Below are 18,287 nucleotides of genomic sequence, written 5' to 3' on the forward strand. Positions count from 1 at the left end.
GTAAATTCGCAATCCAAGAAAAGACAGAAGATGTTAGATAAATTAAGAATTGTAAAGCAGCGTTATGATGAAGTTTCTGATTTAATTATTCAGCCAGAAATCATCATGGATCAAAAGCGTTATGCGCAATTGATGAAAGAATATAAAGATTTAGGTGATGTTGTTAAAAAAGGGGATGAATACCTAAATTTAACAAACAATATAGAAGAAGCAAAAGAAATTCTTGCAGATGGTTCTGATGCCGAAATGAATGAGATGGCGAAGATGGAAATTGAAGAGGCCAATATTAGAATTCCTCAATTAGAAGATGAAATTAAAGTATTATTAATACCGAAAGATCCAGAAGATTCTAAAAATGCTGTTGTAGAATTACGTGCAGGAGCAGGTGGGGATGAAGCCAGTATTTTTGCAGGAGATTTGTTTAGAATGTATTCTAAATATTGCGAAAGTAAAGGTTGGAAAGTTTCTACGGTAGATTATTCTGAAGGAACAAATGGTGGCTTTAAAGAAATTCAGTTTGAAGTTTCTGGAAATGATGTTTACGGAATTTTAAAGTTTGAAGCCGGTGTGCATCGTGTACAAAGGGTTCCGCAAACAGAAACTCAAGGTCGTGTACATACATCTGCTGCAACTTGTATGGTTTTTCCAGAAGCAGAAGAATTTGATGTTGAGATTAATCCAAAAGAAGTACGTATCGATTTTTTCTGTTCTTCAGGTCCTGGAGGTCAGTCTGTAAATACAACCTATTCTGCAGTACGTTTAACGCATATTCCTACAGGTTTGGTGGCGCAATGTCAAGATCAGAAATCGCAGCATAAAAATAAAGAGAAAGCATTTAAAGTGTTGCGTTCTCGTTTGTATGATATGGAATTGGCAAAGAAAAATGCTGAAGATGCTTTAAAGCGTGGTTCTATGGTTTCTTCTGGAGATAGAAGTGCTAAGATTAGAACTTATAATTATGCACAAGGTAGAGTTACAGATCATAGAATTGGTTTATCATTATATGACTTACCTAATATTATGAATGGTGATATTCAAAAAATTATAGATGAATTAATGCTTGCAGAGAATACACAAAAATTAAAAGGATTAGGAGACGGAATATAGTTTTCTTTAAATATTTTCATAAAAAAAACCTGAAAACTGGGTCAAGTCAAAAAGTTGTGGAGTAAATTAAAAAGCATGAACTTTGCTTTCTAATAAACCTCTATTTTGGATACTTCAATTGAACTAACAAAACTATTATTACCAGAAATTCTTGTTGACTATTTTAAATTAACGAAACACGAAGTTAAAAATGGAGAACTTCATTTCTATTTTACAGAATTAAATACAATTCCAGAAGAATTTAAACCCCTTAAATTAAGCTCTAAAGGCTTTTTCCCAGAGGCTACGGTGCAAGATTTTCCAATACGTGGTAAAAACGTTTTTCTACATGTTATTAGACGACGTTGGGTTGAAGAAAATTCTAAAAAAGTAGTTACAAGAAATTGGCAATTAGTAGCAAAAGGCACTAGAATAACTAGTGAATTTGCTGCTTTTTTAAAAGATATCAGTCAGTAATAACGCTACTAGCGCTAGTACTGTAGCTAATTTCTACGGGGTAAATCCCAGAAGTTTACAAAGACAGTATAAGGATTATTTAAGTGATTTTAAAGCTTGGGATCAACAGAAGCACGCAACAGATTGGTTATTGTTTGCAAAGAATTTAGGGACTCACTTATCACTTGATGAAACTGCCTTTTCTAACGGTGATTTATATACCATAATAACAAATAAATTAGCTAAAGGAAAGAAAGGCGCAATAGTAGCCATGATCAAAGGAACTAAAGCTGAAGTTGTCATAAAAATACTTCATAAAATTCCTTTAAAACACAGGAAGAAAGTTATGGAAGTAACCTTGGATATGGCGGGAAATATGGGGCTTATAGTCAAGAAATCCTTTCCAAACGCTGCCTTAGTAATAGACCGTTTTCATGTGCAAAAATTAGCCTTAGATGCACTGCAAGAAATAAGAATTAAACATCGATGGGAAGCGATTGATACTGAGAATGATGCCATTGAAAACGCCAGAAGTAAATCTTTAAAATACAACCCAAAACTATTACCTAATGGAGATACACTCAAACAACTATTAGCTAGAAGCAGATATCTATTATATAAATCAAGTCGTAAATGGACTAAAAATCAATCTATAAGAGCAGAAATACTGTTTGAAAAATATCCGGATTTAGAGAAAGCATACAAGTTATGCCAAAATCTATCTTGGATATTCAATAACACTAAAGATAAAACATCAGCACTTATAAGACTTGCTAAATGGGATGAAAAAGTAAGGCAAGCAGCGTTTAAAAGCTTCAATACTATAGCTAGAACAATGTCCATACATTACAAAAACATCTTAAACTATTTTGATAATCGAAGTACTAATGCTTCTGCAGAATCATTCAACGCTAAAATTAAAGCCTTTAGAGCACAGTTTAGAGGCGTCAGAAATGTGGATTTTTTCTTATTTAGACTTAGCACTATTTTTGCGTAATCCTTAAATCCCACAACTTTTTGACTTGATCCTGAAAACTTAGTTCTGAGGTTTTTTTATGATCTTAAACAAAATAAAAAGTGATGAAAGTTTTATTAAAACTATTCATCACTTTTTTACATTTAACAAAGATTAAGGAATCTTAAACAAATTATGTTCTGTTTGGGGAAAAGATTACTTACTCTACAAAGATATAAGAGTAATACATACCTCACAATACCCATTTATGGGGTTTTTTACTTCACCATTTTCAGTGAGTCTACTAACTGAAAATGGTGAGATTTAAATTTTATTTTCCTAATAAATGTAACTCTGTAAATCCTTTATCTATAAGTATAGACTGGTTTTTAGTAAGATTTGCTTCGTTTAACGGAATTTTTACATTATCTATTTGTACAGTCGTAATTTCGAACGGTAAATTATGGAATACAATATTAAACTTGGTATAAGCGGCATCAAAGTCTCCTTGTTTGTGTTGTTGTATAATTAATTCTTCTTTTTTACCTGTTACTTTAAAAGTACGTAAACTAAATCTACCTTTTTTATAATCATAACCATCATGTGCGTCATCATATAATTGAGAAGATTCTTTACCTTCTTTATAATATAGGTCTAAAGTAATTTCATCAAATTCTATTTGATCAACGTATTGTTGAACAGGGTATTTTGGTATAACAGCTCCTTCTTTAATAAATATTGGCATGCTGTCTATATCTGCATCCACCCACATTTCTTTACCTCCTTCTACAAGTTCTTCTGTCCAAAAGTTATACCATTTACCTCTAGGAATATACATTCTTCTTCCTTTGGCATTAGGTTCTAATATTGGACAAATTAAAATCTGTTCACCGTAAACAAATTCATCACTTCTATGGTGCGTTGATGTATCTTCTTGATCGTATAAAACTAAAGATTTTAAGATTGGCGTTCCATCATTTATATATTTCCAAAAAGCAGTATATAAATAAGGTAATAATTGGTATCTAAGTTCTACGAATTTTCTTACAATATCTGTAATCTCATCACCAAAAACCCAAGGTTCTTGATCTCCATGATCTCCAGAAGAATGCACTCTACAAAAGGCATGAAACACACCTAATTGAATCCAACGTGCAAAAAGTTCTCCTTGAGGTTGTTCTGCAAATCCACCAATATCAGATCCGGCAAAAGAAAAACCAGACATTGCCATTCTTTGTGCTTGGTTATTAGCAATTGCTAAATGTTCCCATGTAGCAACATTATCTCCCATCCAAGTAGAAGTATAACGTTGTGCACCAGAATATGCAGATCTAGTAATAACAAAAGGTCTTTTTGGGTATGCATATTTCTTTAAACCATGGTAGGTAGCACGTGCCATTTGAGTTCCATAAATATTGTGTGCTTTTCTATGAGAACAAGGGTTGCCATCAAAATCATGACGAACATCGTCTGGAAAAGATTTATTTGGTACATCCATTACAGCAGGCTCGTTCATGTCATTCCAAACACCTTTTACTCCAATATCTTCAATTAACTCTTGAAACAATCCAGACCACCATTCTCTAACTTCTGGTTTTGTATAATCTGGAAAATAACATTCTCCAGGCCAAACTTTACCTTTCATATATGGTCCATCTGCACGTTTACAGAAATAATCTTTATCTAAAGCTTCTTTAAAAACATCGTATTCTAAATCTATTTTAATACCTGGATCTATAATTACAACAGTTTTAAATCCATCGTCTTCTAGTTCTTTTACCATTCTTTTTGGGTCTGGAAAATAGTTTTTATCCCAAGTGAAACAACGAAAACCATCCATATAATCTATATCTAAATAGATAGCATCACACGGAATTTTTAAATCTCTAAAAGTGTTGGTAACTTCTTTTACTGTACTCTCTGGATAATAACTCCATTTACATTGATGAAAGCCTAAAGCCCATAATGGAGGCAAAGCATGAGGTTTTCCTGTTAAGTCTGTATAATTTTTAACAACATCGTCCATTTGTGGACCGTAAATGAAATAATAATTCATTTCACCACCTTGTGCCCAAAAACTAGCTACATTTCTTCTTTCGTGTGCAAAATCGAATTGAGACTTAAACGTATTATCAAAGAAAATACCATAAGATTTACCACCCTGTATAGCTGTATAAAAAGGAATAGCTTTGTAAATAGGGTCTGTATCTTTACCAAAAGCATAAGAGTCTGTAGCCCAGTTTTCAAAACGTTTTCCTTTTAAGTTAACGTCTACAGGTTTATCACCTAAACCGTAAAAGCTTTCTGCTCTTTGGCACGCTTTACTCATTTTTACGATGTCACCACCATATTCATAGCTCTCTTCCCAATGAAAACCAATTTCATCTTCGTTAATTAGTTTTAAGTCTATGGCATCAAAAAGTTTAACTTGTAAACTACTTTTTTCTACTTTACAGATTAATTTTGATGTGGTAACAATGTAATGCGTTTCATCTTCGGTAACATCTAAAAAATAATAACCTCTAGAAGCGTGTATTGTTACTCCATATGAAAAATCATTTTCAAATTTACCTGTTGTAGAATATCTAAAACGGATAACACTATCTCTAACTACAGTTAGTTGTAAAATTACATTATTCTTTGTGGTAAAATATAATGTGTCTACATCTTTTTTGTAGCTCACAATTTCTGAAGGAAACAAATTTCCTTTTTGTTCTAACTCTGTATTAACAATCATAATTTTGGTTGTTTATTAAATCTTGTAAAATTCGAAAAAAAAATATGTAACAACATTGCTTTTTATGTTTTTTTCGATAATGTATTTGTCTATTTAAGAAGTAAAAATATTGTTTATTTATTTAAAAATAAACAGAATACATTTTCTTTCATGTATTGTTGAAAGATTTTTTAAAGTCTTAAAATTGACTTCTTTTTTTGTGATTTATAAAAAAATAAACCCTCTTTTTTATCATTAATAAAGAATGTAAAAAAGAGGATTTATTCTTATTTGTACTTAAATGCTATCATTCCTAATGGAGGCAAGTCTAATTCAATAGAATGCTCTCTATTATTCCATACCTTTTTATCTGAAGTTAATTTTTTATTTTTATAGTTTCCTGTTCCGTTATATTTTTTAGCATCACTATTAAAAACTTCTTTTAAGGTTCCTGTTTTTGGTAACCCAATTCTATAGTTTTCTCTTGGTACTGGTGTTAAATTTAAAATAACGATTACATTATCTTTTTCGTTTACTCCTTTTCTAATATAAGACATAACAGAGTTTTCGTGGTCTCCATGATCTATCCATTCAAAACCTTCGTGTGAGAATTGTTTTTCATGTAAAGCAGGTTCTTTTTGGTATAATTTATTTAAGTCTTTTACTAAATTTTGTGCTCCTTTATGTACATCGTAATCTAATAAATGCCAATCTAAACTACCATTAAAATTCCATTCAGAAGTTTGACCAAATTCACCTCCTTGAAATAATAATTTAGTTCCTGGGTGTGTAAACATCAAACTATATAAGACTCTTAAGTTTGCAAATTTTTGCCATTCATCACCTGGCATTTTATTTACAATAGATTTTTTACCGTATACCACTTCGTCATGAGATAATGGCAACATAAAATTTTCTGTAAAAGCGTAATTTAAACTAAAGGTTAATTCATTTTGATGATGTTTTCTGTAAATAGGTTCTTTTGCAAAATAATCTAATGTATCGTGCATCCAGCCCATCATCCATTTCATACCAAAACCTAAGCCACCATCATAAATTGGTTTAGATACTTTAGGAAAAGAAGTAGATTCTTCTGCTATTGTTTGTACATCCGGAAAGGCTTCATAAACAGCCATATTCATTTCCTTGATAAAATTTATGGCATCTAAATTTTCTCTACCACCAAACTCATTTGGTTCCCATTCTCCTTCTTCTCTCGAATAATCTAAAAATAACATAGAAGCTACCGCATCTACTCTTAATCCGTCGGCATGATATTGGTCTAGCCAAAAGATAGCATTACTAATTAAAAATGCTTTTATTTCGTTTCTTCCGTAGTTAAATATTAAACTTTTCCAATCTTGGTGATATCCTTTTCTTCTGTCTGGATGCTCGTATAAATGAGAACCATCGAAGAACCCTAATCCATGATCGTCTGACGGAAAATGAGAAGGAACCCAATCTAACAAGACTCCAATGTTTTTTTCGTGAAACTTATCTACCAAATATTTAAATTCATCAGGATAACCAAATCGAGATGTTGGTGCAAAATAACCTGTTAATTGATATCCCCAACTTGGGTCGTAAGGATATTCCATAATTGGCATAAATTCTACATGTGTAAAATTCATTTCAGATACGTAATCTACCAATTCATCGGCTAGTTCTCTATAACTTAAAAAACGATTTTCTTCAATTTGTTTTTTCCAAGAACCTAAATGAACTTCATATACAGAAAAAGGCGCGTCTAAAGCGTTATTCTTTTTTCTGTTTTTCATCCATTTTTTATCCTTCCAAGAGTAATCATCTTCCCAAACTTCCGAAGCTGTTTTTGGTGGATGTTCGCATCTTCTAGCAAAAGGGTCTGCTTTTTCTGTGGTAATATTGTTATTGGCACTTCTTATTTTGTATTTATAAATAGCTCCTTTACCTACATTAGGTATAAAACCTTCCCAAATACCGCTTCCGTCCCAACGTACATTTAGGTGATGTTCTCCTTCTAACCAGAAATTAAAATCACCAATAACAGATACTGATTTGGCACTTGGTGCCCAAACGGCAAAATAAGTTCCTTCTATACCATCTACAGTAATAATGTGCGAACCAAATTTTTCGTATAAACGATAATGTTTTCCTGCCTGAAAAAGGCTAATATCAAATTCTGTAAAAAGACTGTGTACTTTTGTTTGTGCCATAAGTTATCTTTTAAAATATAGTTTTGTTTGGTAGTTTTTATAATTACTTGTTGATTTTAAAAATATGAAATGGTAGTGTTGCATGTAATTCAACATAATTCCATTCATTATACCAATCGTAGCAATTTCTTGTTACCAAATCTTCTACTTGCACTTTTTGACCATTATGAATTTTTAGGTCATGAAGTGGTAATTGTATAGAACCAGATTGAGAATTATAAGCATCTAAACTTATAATTGTTAAGGTTTCATTACTTCTGGTATCATTCCATTTATAAAAAGCAATTATTTGATCATTACCAGTTTCTACAAACTTTATATTATTTGTTTGTTGATAAGATTCTTGCTCTTTTCTAATCTGATTAATTTTAGTAATTAAAGTAGTTACTTTATTTTGTTTAAACCAATCGTAATGACAAAGTTGAAATTTTTCTGACATATAATATTCTTCCTTTCCAGGAATAGGATCGCTTATCATTTGTTCAAAAACAGGCCCATAGATACCAATATTAGAACTTAAAGTTGCAGCCAATACATATCGTTGTAAGTATTTACTTTCTGGTGCGCCTTGTAAATGAAACGGATTAATATCTGGCGTATTTGGCCAGAAATTAGGTCTCATATATTCTTTTTGATTTGTTGTGGTGAGTTCGTTTACATACTCAATTAATTCATGCTTAGATTCTCTCCACGTAAAATAAGTATACGATTGTGTATATCCTTGTTTTGCCAATTGTTGCATTACTTTAGGTCTGGTAAATGCTTCAGCTAAAAACAATACATCAGGATGTTGTTTTTTTACTTCTGCAATAATCCAACCCCAAAAAAAGTACGGTTTTGTATGTGGGTTGTCAACTCTAAAAATATTAATTCCACAATCTATCCAATAGAATAACGTGTCTAAACATTCTTGCCAAAGATTTTTAAAATCTTTGCTTTCCCAATAAATTGGTAGAATGTCTTGATATTTTTTTGGTGGATTTTCTGCATATTGCACAGTACCATCTGGCCTCCATTTAAACCAATCTGGATGTTCTGTTACCCACGGATGATCTGGGGCAGCTTGCAATGCGTAATCCATTGCTACTTCAATACCCAATTCTTTTGCTTTTGCAACTAAGTTCTTAAAATCTTCTAAAGAACCTAACTCAGGATGGATGTCTTTATGACCTCCGTATTTAGACCCAATTCCCCAAGTAGAACCAACATCGCCATCTTGTGCAACTGTGGTGTTGTTTTTTCCTTTTCTATTTACTTCTCCAATAGGATGAATAGGAGGGAAGTATAAAGTATCAAACCCCATTTGGGCAACTCTTGGTAATATTCTGTGGCAATCGTTAAAAGTACCGTGTTTTCCTTCTTGTTCTGATGCAGAACGAGGAAAGAATTCATACCAAGTACTAAATCTTGCTTTTTTTCTGTCTACGTAAACGTTATATTCTTGAGAAGTTTCTGTTAAATATTTTTCAGGATATTTTTTTAAAATTGATGTTAACCTTTCTGAAACAGCTTCTTTAATGGCTTCCGAATAGGTTGTGTCATTTTTAAAAATGTAAATTAAATGTAATAAATAGTCTTTTTCTTCTGGAGTAACTTTATCTACAATAGCAACTAAAAGTTCAGCACCTTCTAAAAGTTCTGAATTTACATGTTGAGAATCATCAATTTTTCTACCTAAACCATGTTGCCAATTTAAAGCATAATCTACCCATCCTTCAATTTTATAAGAATAAAAACCTTGTTTTGATGTTTGAAAACATGCAGTATATTCATCATTACAAGTTGGTGTCATTCTAATGTCTGACCATTTATTATCTTTTTCATGTTTGAATAATAAATTAGCCTGAAGTACATCATGGCCATCAACTAAAACATCTGCAGTTACATTTACAATTTCGTCTACAACACGTTTAATACTAACTTTTCCACTATTTAATTGTGGGGCAATATTTTCTATTACAATTCTACTTTGATTTTGCATTAATTTGGTTCATTTAAATAATAAAAAAGCAAAAATTTATTTTATCCAATGTTGGTTCCTTTGGCTATAGTAGCATCCTTTTTAATAACAACAATTCCTTCTTTAACCATATAGGTATCCGTTTCTATATTTGCTATATGTGGGCCACCGTTAATTCTAACATCATCACCAATTCTACAGTTTTTATCTATAATACAGTTATGGATGTAGCATCTTTCTCCAATTCCCATCATAATTTCAATATGATTTTCAGAAATTTCATTTAAAGTTTCATAAGAATCATTTCCCATCATATAGGTGTTAGATATTAGAGAGTTTTTACCAATTCTAGAACGAATACCAATTACAGATCTTTCTATTTTTTCTGCATGAATAATACATCCATCTCCAATTACAGCTTTGTTTAAAATAGAGCCTGCAATTTTAGAAGTTGGTAATATTCTTGGTCTTGTGTATATTCCTTTTTCATCATATAAATTAAATTGAGGAACATCGTCTGTTAACCCTAAATTTGCTTCAAAGAAAGAATCAATATTTCCAATGTCTGTCCAATATCCTTCGTATTGATAACTTAATGTTTTGTGTGTTTCTATAGCTTGTGGAATAATTTCTTTACCAAAATCATTGCTATCTGGATTTTCCATTAATTTAACTAATAAATCTCTATTAAATATATAAATACCCATAGAGGCTAAGTAATCTCTACCTTGCGCTTTCATTTCATCACCTACATCAGAAGTCCAATCTGGCAATAATTCAGCAGCTGGTTTTTCTATAAATGAAGTAATTATATTTTCATCATTTGTTTTTAATAAACCAAATTCGGTAGCATCTTTAGCATTAACAGGATAGGTAGCAATAGAAATTTCTGCACCACTTTCTTCGTGTTTCTGAATCATATCGTTAAAATCCATTTGATATAATTGGTCACCAGAAAGAATTAATGCATATTCAAAATCATTTTCTAAAAAATGGAGCATACTTTGTCTTACTGCATCTGCGGTACCTTGAAACCATTTATCACTGTGAATTGTTTGTTCTGCGGCTAATACATCAACAAAAGCAGAGCTAAAAAAACTAAAGTGATAAGTGTTTTTAATATGTGCATTTAAAGAAGCAGAGTTAAACTGGGTTAATACATACATCCTTTTTATATCAGAATTGATACAGTTAGAAATAGGGATGTCTACCAATCTATATTTACCTGCAATTGGTACAGCAGGTTTAGATCTATCTTTTGTTAAAGGATATAATCTTGAACCTTGTCCTCCGCCTAGAATAATTCCTAATACTTTATTATTTATCATCGCTTTCTTTTTTTAGTGATTTATATAATGCTTCTACTTGTTTTGCTATTGATATCCAATCGAAATGTTCTTCAACTCTCTTTCTTCCTTTCAGAGCCATAGATTCCCTTAAATCAGGATTATTAATAACCTTATTTACTCCATCTGCTAAATCTTTAGCGAATTTATCGGGGTCTATAGGTTCAAATGGAGCAGAGTTTTGCTGTTCTACAGGGATAAGTAACCCCGTTTCATTATGAACAACAACTTCTTTAATACCACCAACAGCACTTGCTACAACAGCAGTATTACATGCCATTGCTTCAATATTTATAATGCCAAAAGGTTCGTAAATGGAAGGACAACAAAATACATCAGCGTGAGAATATAATTGAATAATTTCTTCTTTAGTTACCATCTTGTCAATCCAGATTACGTTTTTACGAGTTTTCTTGACTTCGGTAACGGCATCTTTCATTTCTTTACCTATTTCGGGAGTGTCAGGTGCTCCTGCACACAATACTATTTGTGTATCTGGGTCTATATATTTAATAGCATTTACTAAATGGATAATTCCTTTTTGCCTGGTTATTCTTCCAACAAAAAGTACATAAGGTTTGTTTTTATCAATACCATATTCATCTAGCGTTGTTGTTGCTGGTGTTGTAACATATTGCTGTAAATTAATACCGTTATAGATTACTTTAATTTTATTTTCGTCTACGTTAAAATGTTTTAAAACATCTTCTTTGGTTTCTTCAGAAACAGCAATTAAAGCATCTGCCATTTCAATAGCTGTTTTTTCTATCCAAGAGGAAGCGTCGTAACCACGACCTAGTTGTTCTCTTTTCCAGGGTCTTAAAGGTTCTAAAGAATGTGTAGTAATTACTAATGGAATGCCATAGCAAAGTTTTGCAACAATCCCTGCAAAGTGTGAATACCAAGTATGGCAATGCACTACGTCAGCATCTATGGGCTCTGCATTCATATGTAGACCTGTACTTAAAGTCTGAAAAATAGCTTTAAGTTTATCATCAGAATTTTCAAAAATAGGATTTTCGTAAGGAAAACCTTTTACAGTAGGATTGTTAACGGTGTCACTTTGGTCTCCAAAACATCTTACATCAACATGCATAAGTTTTGCTAATTCTGTTGCAAGATATTCTACGTGAACACCAGCTCCACCATATACGTAAGGAGGAAATTCTCTAGTATAAAAAAGGGCTTTCATAAAATTTTAGTAATTAAATTCGGTTAGTTATTTTAAGCATCAAAAGATAAGAAAATACTATTTAATGTACTAAAAAAAGTAAGACATTTTATTTAAGAATCTCTATTATTATGAAACTCTTAATATTATGTTGTTATCTGATGTGGTCACTGTAAAATTATTAATAGAATTTAATGGATATGTTTATATGTTAACCCTTAGTAGATTAAAATTAACTATTTCTTTGTTTGTTAATCTCGTCTTGTAGTTGTCTTCTAAGTTTTTGCTCTTTTTCTAATGTATTTTTTCTGTGTTTTTCAAATTCTTGTTCAATTTCAGCTAAATTATTTTTTGCTTCTTTCGTTAGAACATTACTTCTTGAAAACTTAAATATATAATATGATAAACTTAAGATTAAAAGAGCAATTAAACTCCATACTACAAGGTTGTATGTTGTTTTACTTAATTGTATTCCTACAATAGAAATAGAATTTTCTTTTATTAAAGCGGCGTCTAAGTCTAATTTAGTTTTTGCCAAAAGATTTTTGTTTTTTTCAATATTGTCTTTTTCTGCTTTTAATAAATTATTTTTTTCAGAAATTATTTTTTTTGAAGATTTAAGGGAGTCTAAAACATTTGATTTTAAACGCTGATAACGATCCTTACTGATTACTTTATATACCTGATAAGTTGTTGATGTTCTATAAATCTTATCAAATTGTCCTTGAATAGAGTTATTTTCGGATACTTCATCTGTCTTTTCCTGTGCAAAAGATAAAGTAGTTACTAGTAATAATAAAGTTATTAAAAATGATTTCATTGTTAGTTTGTTTTAACGTGCGTAAATTTATAAAAAAAAAACCCAAACTTTATGTTTGGGTTTTTAAATATAAGCAAGTATTATTATTTATTTAATTTTTTCTACAACTGCCTTAAAAGCGTCTGGGTTGTTTACAGCTAAATCAGCTAAAACCTTACGGTTTAATTCGATTTGATTAGCTTTCACTTTCCCCATAAACTGAGAGTAAGACATTCCGTGTAAACGAGCTGCAGCGTTAATACGCACAATCCATAAAGAACGGAAGTTTCTCTTATTGTTTTTACGGTCTCTGTATGCATAAAGCATACCTTTTTCAACTGCATTTTTTGCTACTGTGTAAACGTTTTTTCTACGTCCGAAGTAACCTTTTGCAGCCTTCAAGATTTTTTTTCTTCTTTTTCTTGAGGCTACTGAATTTACTGATCTTGGCATAATTTCAATGTGTTTTGTAGTAGGCGATTCATTTAAGAATACTTCTTATTTTTGGCCTAACTCCATGGTTAATAATTAAATTCCCTTTTTAAACTTATTTTAAGTTTAATTGTTGCTTAATGTTAGACTCGTCTGCTTTATGTACTAAACCATCATGAGTTAACTTTAATTTACGTTTTTTAGACTTCTTTGTTAAGATGTGACTTTTAAACGCGTGCTTTCTTTTGATTTTTCCAGTACCAGTAACTTTAAATCGTTTTTTGGCGCTAGATTTTGTTTTCATTTTAGGCATCTCTCCTTCGTTTTTATCTTGCTTATAAGACTTTATTTCTGAAACAAGTTTCAGATTTTTTTTATCAGCTACAAAGTTTTTATTCCTTGTAGTTATATGGTAATAATTATTTTAATTTTTTAGGGGCAATAAACATAATCATACGTTTACCTTCTAATTTCGGTAACTGTTCTACTTTACCATATTCCTCTAATTCTTGGGCTAATTTTAATAATAAAATTTGTCCTTGTTCCTTAAAAATAATAGAACGTCCTTTAAAGAATACAAATGCTTTTAATTTAGCACCTTCTTGTAAAAATTTAACGGCATGTTTCTTTTTAAATTCATAATCATGCTCATCAGTTTGAGGTCCAAAACGTATTTCCTTTATAGTCACTTTTGTAGCTTTAGACTTTAAAGATTTTTCACGCTTCTTTTGTTCATACAAGAATTTCTTGTAATCAATAATTTTACAAACAGGTGGTTTAGCTTTTGGTGATATCTCAACCAAATCTAACTCCTGTTCTCTGGCCAATTCTTTAGCTTTATCTAAAGGATATACACCAACTTCTATATTCTCGCCCACAAGACGAACTTCGTCAACATATTTTATTTTCTCATTAATCCTATGTTGATCTTCTTTGATTACTCTTAACGGTCTTCTTGACCTGCTTCTACGAATTGCTATGACTTATAAATTTTAAGTTTAACTTATGGTTGTTTTCCAACCTTTTTATGTTCTTGATGAATTTCAAAATTAATTAAAAATTCTTCAATGTTTTACTTTCTTCTGCTTTAATTAAAGAAATAAATTCTTCAATTGTAAATGTTCCTAAATCCCCTTCACCATGTCTTCTTACAGAAACTGTGCCGTCTTGTTCTTCTTTTTCACCAACAATAACCATAAATGGCGTTTTGCTAACTTCTGCATCTCTTATCTTACGACCAGTTTTTTCACTTCGGTTGTCTACGAGGGCGCGAATTTCGGAATTTTCTAACGATTTTAAAACTTTTTCTGAATATTTCTGATATTTATCACTGATTGGCAATAAGATAACCTGATCTGGAGTTAACCAAAGTGGGAAGTTTCCTCCCGTGTGCTCTAGCAATACTGCAATAAATCGCTCCATAGAACCAAATGGTGCTCTATGTATCATAACAGGTCTGTGCAATTGATTATCTGCTCCTTTATAGGTCAAATCAAAACGTTTTGGCAAATTATAGTCAACTTGTATCGTTCCAAGTTGCCAACTTCTTCCAATGGCGTCCTTTACCATAAAGTCTAATTTCGGACCATAAAAGGCAGCTTCACCTTCTTCAATTACAAAATCTAAACCTTTATCTGTTGCAGCACTTATAATTGCATTTTCAGCAATTTCCCAAGTTTCAGTATCACCAATATATTTATCTGGGTTACTTTTATCTCTAATAGAAACCTGTGCTGTAAAATCTTCAAAACCTAAAGAACCAAAAACATATAAAACTAAATCTATAACATCTTTAAACTCTTGGTCTAATTGTTCTGGTGTACAAAAAATATGCGCATCATCTTGCGTAAAACCTCTAACTCGTGTTAAACCATGCAGTTCTCCACTTTGTTCATACCTATAAACGGTACCAAATTCCGCAAAACGTTTTGGTAAATCTTTATAAGAATAAGGTTTAAAATTGTAAACTTCACAGTGGTGAGGGCAGTTCATTGGTTTCAATAAAAACTCCTCATCCATTTTAGGTGTTTTTATAGACTGAAAACTGTCTGCGCCATATTTTTCATAGTGCCCAGAAGTAACATATAATTCTTTCTGACCAATATGAGGCGTCATTACCATCTCGTAACCCGCTTTTTTCTGTGCTCTTTTTAAGAAATCTTCTAAACGTCCTCTTAACGCAGCTCCTTTAGGTAACCATAAAGGTAAACCTGCACCAACTTTCTGAGAAAAAGTAAATAACTCTAACTCTTTACCAAGTTTTCTGTGGTCACGTTTTTTAGCCTCTTCCAATAATTCCAAGTATTCAGTAAGCATTTTTTGTTTAGGAAAACTAATTCCGTAAACACGCGTTAACTGATTGTTTTTTTCGTCACCACGCCAATAGGCACCAGCAACGCTCATTATTTTAATAGCCTTTATAATCCCCGTATTAGGTATGTGTCCTCCTCTACATAAATCGGTAAAATCACTATGATCACAAAAAGTAATATCCCCATCCGTTAAGTTTTCAATCAACTCAACTTTATACTCATTATTTTCTGCTTTATACAAAGACAAAGCATCTGCTTTAGATACAGATCGTAAAGAAAACTCATGTTTACCACGCGCAATCTCCAAAAATTTCTTTTCTATACTAGAAAAATCTTTATCAGAAATAACATCATCTCCTAAATCAATATCATAATAAAACCCATTTTCAATAGCAGGTCCAATCGTTAATTTTGCCTTCGGATAAAAACTTAAAATAGCCTGAGCTAAAACGTGTGCAGATGAATGCCAGAAAGCTTTCTTTCCTCCAGCATCATTAAACGTATATAAAATTAAAGAACCATCCGTGGTTAATGGGGTAGTGGTCTCAACAGTTACGTCGTTAAAATTTGCCGATATTACATTTCTAGCAAACCCTTCACTAATGCTTTTTGCAACATCCATCGGAGTGCTATTTTTAGCAAACTCCTTAATAGTTCCGTCAGGTAAAGTAATTTTAATCATTTAATGTCTAATATTTGAGAATGCAAAGATATTAGAAAACAATATTTCATACAATATATATGTGTACTTATTATTAATAACAATTTTAGTAAGGTTTTTCTTTGTATATAATCAGGTTTTCCTTTTGGGTGTTCCCTTTTTTCGTTGAGATATTAAAAAAGTAGGGTTTATATATAGGTGCACTTTTTCAATTCAAATAAACTTATAGAATAAAAAAGGTCGGGCTTTCCACTATATCTTTTTGCGAAAAGCAAAAAGGATGCCGCTTCAATCCCTAACACAAAGCCTGTAATTGTAAGTAGCAAGAAGAGCAATTTTAACAAATAGACACCCATTTGTTCTTCATGTAAAAAAAACTGTCATTGCGTGGCACGAAGCAATCCCTTTATTTTAATAAGTTAATGTTCTTGAGTAAATCTAAGCTTTCTATAGTTGTCTAAGCAACTAGGTAAACCTATTAAGACAAAAAAACAGCGCACACTCTTTTCAATTTTTAATACTATTATGTTGTAAAAAGTAGCAATCATCCCCAAAACTCATCTAAAACCCAATCCCCTTAAAAAAATAAATAAAAAAATGTACCATGTAACTTACTAGAAACAAAATAATTAGGAGAAGTATGTGAAATAAACAAAAAAAAAGGGTTAAAAAATAGTTGTTAGATTAAAAATGAGTTGTAAGTTTGCACCCGCTAACAGCAATATTGCTTCGTTAGTTTCGTTCATTGAGAAGTTGTAAAGGGATTAAAAATTAAGGAGTTAAGCTGATAAAGTTATAAGGATTTTATCAAAAAAAACTTTGATTTTTATGAGGTTTCTTTGTAAAAAACGTTGTATGTTTGCAGTCCGAAATTTTCGGCAAAAAATTCAGCATTTTTCACAAGCAAATTAAAATAAAAAAAACTTTATTTTTTTTATTGTCAGATTAGAAATAGTTTGTATGTTTGCAGCCGCTAAGAAATACAGCAAAACGATCAGAGAAAATTTGGAATGATTTAAAAAAAAATCAGTTAGTTCGATTCTAACGTTTCTACAAAGTTCGAGATTAAAAGGGGATTGATAGAGTGTTAAAACTTGTCATTTCCGACTCGGCAAAGTTCATTGAAAATATTGAAATTGACAGCGTAATTAAAGAGTAGAATGACCACATTATTAGATTAATGTAAAATTCTTTTGAAACTTATTCATTAAAATATTTAAAATATACAATGAAGAGTTTGATCCTGGCTCAGGATGAACGCTAGCGGCAGGCTTAACACATGCAAGTCGAGGGGTAACATTGTGCTTGCACAGATGACGACCGGCGCACGGGTGCGTAACGCGTATAGAACCTACCTTTTACTGGAGAATAGCCTTTAGAAATGAAGATTAATGCTCCATAGTATTGATTAATCGCATGATTAATTAATTAAAGATTTATTGGTAAAAGATGGCTATGCGTCCTATTAGTTAGATGGTAAGGTAACGGCTTACCATGACTGTGATAGGTAGGGGTCCTGAGAGGGAGATCCCCCACACTGGTACTGAGACACGGACCAGACTCCTACGGGAGGCAGCAGTGAGGAATATTGGGCAATGGAGGCAACTCTGACCCAGCCATGCCGCGTGCAGGAAGACTGCCCTATGGGTTGTAAACTGCTTTTATACAGGAAGAAACACTGGTATGTATACCAGCTTGACGGTACTGTAAGAATAAGGACCGGCTAACTCCGTGCCAGCAGCCGCGGTAATACGGAGGGTCCGAGCGTTATCCGGAATCATTGGGTTTAAAGGGTCCGCAGGCGGTCGATTAAGTCAGAGGTGAAATCCCATAGCTCAACTATGGAACTGCCTTTGATACTGGTTGACTTGAGTCATATGGAAGTAGATAGAATGTGTAGTGTAGCGGTGAAATGCATAGATATTACACAGAATACCGATTGCGAAGGCAGTCTACTACGTATGTACTGACGCTGAGGGACGAAAGCGTGGGGAGCGAACAGGATTAGATACCCTGGTAGTCCACGCCGTAAACGATGGATACTAGTTGTTGGGCATTAGCTCAGTGACTAAGCGAAAGTGATAAGTATCCCACCTGGGGAGTACGGTCGCAAGACTGAAACTCAAAGGAATTGACGGGGGCCCGCACAAGCGGTGGAGCATGTGGTTTAATTCGATGATACGCGAGGAACCTTACCA

Annotated in this window: 13 protein-coding genes and 1 rRNA gene (1 of these 14 cut by a window edge); 4 read left to right on the forward strand and 10 right to left on the reverse strand. The window is 32.2% G+C overall.

The window, feature by feature from the left end:
• The first annotated feature begins 30 nt into the window (after window positions 1-30).
• The 3 genes from prfA to WHD07_RS14790 all read left to right on the forward strand — a co-directional run bounded on the left by prfA (window position 31) and on the right by WHD07_RS14790 (window position 2,539).
• The gene (gene prfA / locus WHD07_RS14780; protein WP_105050315.1) at window positions 31-1,107 is read left to right on the forward strand and encodes a peptide chain release factor 1; all 1,077 of its coding nucleotides are present in this window, start codon (window positions 31-33) and stop codon (window positions 1,105-1,107) included.
• 105 nt (window positions 1,108-1,212) lie between these two features.
• Window positions 1,213-1,563, forward strand: coding sequence for an ISAon1 family transposase N-terminal region protein (locus tag WHD07_RS14785; RefSeq protein WP_343329009.1), 351 nt, complete (start codon window positions 1,213-1,215; stop codon window positions 1,561-1,563).
• Complete coding sequence (locus tag WHD07_RS14790; protein WP_422897657.1) at window positions 1,550-2,539, forward strand: ISAon1 family transposase; 990 nt, start codon at window positions 1,550-1,552, stop codon at window positions 2,537-2,539. The genes WHD07_RS14785 and WHD07_RS14790 overlap by 14 nt, the downstream gene beginning before the upstream one ends.
• A 289-nt stretch (window positions 2,540-2,828) precedes the next feature.
• Here WHD07_RS14790 and WHD07_RS14795 read toward each other — a convergent pair whose 3' ends face one another.
• The 10 genes from WHD07_RS14795 to thrS form a co-directional block, all read right to left on the reverse strand.
• Window positions 2,829-5,234 carry a glycoside hydrolase family 31 protein gene (locus WHD07_RS14795; protein ID WP_343329029.1) on the reverse strand — a complete coding sequence of 802 codons (2,406 nt, stop codon included), beginning with the start codon at window positions 5,232-5,234 and terminating at the stop codon, window positions 2,829-2,831.
• Window positions 5,235-5,500: 266 nt separating this feature from the next.
• Complete coding sequence (gene glgB / locus WHD07_RS14800) at window positions 5,501-7,408, reverse strand: 1,4-alpha-glucan branching protein GlgB (protein ID WP_343329030.1); 1,908 nt, start codon at window positions 7,406-7,408, stop codon at window positions 5,501-5,503.
• A 43-nt stretch (window positions 7,409-7,451) separates the two neighbouring features.
• Complete coding sequence (locus WHD07_RS14805) at window positions 7,452-9,389, reverse strand: alpha-1,4-glucan--maltose-1-phosphate maltosyltransferase (RefSeq protein WP_343329031.1); 1,938 nt, start codon at window positions 9,387-9,389, stop codon at window positions 7,452-7,454.
• Between the two features lie 41 nt (window positions 9,390-9,430).
• Complete coding sequence (locus tag WHD07_RS14810; protein ID WP_343329032.1) at window positions 9,431-10,696, reverse strand: glucose-1-phosphate adenylyltransferase; 1,266 nt, start codon at window positions 10,694-10,696, stop codon at window positions 9,431-9,433.
• Window positions 10,686-11,906, reverse strand: a complete 1,221-nt coding sequence (gene glgA, locus WHD07_RS14815; RefSeq protein WP_343329033.1) for a glycogen synthase — start codon at window positions 11,904-11,906, stop codon at window positions 10,686-10,688. Before glgA ends, WHD07_RS14810 begins: the two co-directional genes overlap by 11 nt.
• Before the next feature lie 211 nt (window positions 11,907-12,117).
• Window positions 12,118-12,705, reverse strand: a complete 588-nt coding sequence (locus WHD07_RS14820) for a hypothetical protein (protein WP_343329034.1) — start codon at window positions 12,703-12,705, stop codon at window positions 12,118-12,120.
• An 87-nt stretch (window positions 12,706-12,792) separates the two neighbouring features.
• Window positions 12,793-13,137 carry a 50S ribosomal protein L20 gene (gene rplT, locus WHD07_RS14825; RefSeq protein WP_068450935.1) on the reverse strand — a complete coding sequence of 115 codons (345 nt, stop codon included), beginning with the start codon at window positions 13,135-13,137 and terminating at the stop codon, window positions 12,793-12,795.
• 94 nt (window positions 13,138-13,231) lie between these two features.
• On the reverse strand, window positions 13,232-13,429 hold the full coding sequence (gene rpmI / locus WHD07_RS14830; protein WP_068450938.1) for a 50S ribosomal protein L35: 198 nt from the start codon (window positions 13,427-13,429) through the stop codon (window positions 13,232-13,234).
• Window positions 13,430-13,535: 106 nt separating this feature from the next.
• Window positions 13,536-14,054: a translation initiation factor IF-3 gene (infC, locus tag WHD07_RS14835; RefSeq protein WP_343331015.1), complete on the reverse strand. Its 519-nt coding sequence runs from the start codon at window positions 14,052-14,054 to the stop codon at window positions 13,536-13,538.
• 115 nt (window positions 14,055-14,169) lie between these two features.
• Window positions 14,170-16,110 (reverse strand): threonine--tRNA ligase, encoded by a 1,941-nt coding sequence (gene thrS, locus WHD07_RS14840; protein ID WP_343329035.1) that lies wholly within the window; start codon window positions 16,108-16,110, stop codon window positions 14,170-14,172.
• A gap of 1,204 nt (window positions 16,111-17,314) precedes the next feature.
• Between thrS and WHD07_RS14845 the strand changes: the two genes are divergently transcribed.
• Window positions 17,315-18,287: ribosomal RNA gene (locus WHD07_RS14845) — 16S ribosomal RNA — on the forward strand; it runs 545 nt beyond the window's last position.

This window comes from Polaribacter staleyi (assembly GCF_038024045.1).
GTDB lineage: Bacteria > Bacteroidota > Bacteroidia > Flavobacteriales > Flavobacteriaceae > Polaribacter > Polaribacter butkevichii.